Raw genomic sequence first — 878 nt, 5'->3', positions numbered from 1 at the left:
CGTTTGAATAATAAAGCGATTCTGATTAGATGGCACAAGTTATTTAAAAGTACATTCCTTTGCCAACGATTCTTAAATGGCGAATTGCTAACAAAAGCAGAGCTCGCTGCGGTTAATGCCAGAGTAAATTTATATCGAGAACGGCTCAGCAGTATTAGTTGGTTTATGCGCGTTCTTAATGAGAGTATTGCACGACAAGCAAATCAAGAAGATGAGTGCAAAGGACGCTTTTGGGAAGGTCGCTTTAAATCACAAGCTTTACTTGATGAAGCAGCTCTTGCAGCTTGCCTTGCTTATGTAGATTTAAACCCTGTAAGAGCGAAAGCGGCTGATTTACCTGAGCAATCTGACTACACCAGTATTAAATCTAGAATTAATGCAGCTCAAAACAATAAGCAACCAAAATCACTTATGCGTTTTGCAGGTAAACCACGTAAACATATGCCTAACGGACTACCTTTTGAGCTCAAAACATACCTACAACTCGTCGATTGGACTGGCCGCTCAATACGAGAAGATAAGCCAGGGAGAATCCCCGAAGATGCGTTACCAATTCTTGAACGATTAAATATTTGTATTGATAACTGGCTTACACTCACCACCTCTTTTTCACGCTCATTTAAGAATACGGCGGGTAAAGAACAAGCTATCACAGCTTATACAAATCATATGAAACGAAAACGAAGAAGTTCTATAGCTAATAGCTTAGCCTTATTTACTTAGGTACGCATTCGACACTAAAAATCAGTCTTACAAATCCAATCCTTTTAATTCTAGAGGCATAACGACTTTTGCAACTAGCGCTGACCAGTGTGTAAAATTAAAGATTAACTCAGCACATAAGGCTGAAATTTAATAAATGACAATGAAAAATCACT

At 38.4% G+C, this 878-nt stretch carries 1 protein-coding gene; it reads left to right on the top strand.

Translation table 11 applies throughout. The features are described 5' to 3' along the window. A partial coding sequence (locus JIG37_RS10475) for a transposase (protein WP_199529335.1) occupies positions 1–723 on the top strand: 723 nt, incomplete at its 5' end. Positions 724–878: the final 155 nt, after the last annotated feature.

The organism is Pseudoalteromonas sp. bablab_jr010, assembly GCF_016464105.1.
GTDB lineage: Bacteria > Pseudomonadota > Gammaproteobacteria > Enterobacterales > Alteromonadaceae > Pseudoalteromonas > Pseudoalteromonas simplex.
The sequence above is the reverse complement of the archived record's forward strand: the minus strand, read 5'-3'. Positions and strand labels throughout refer to the sequence as shown.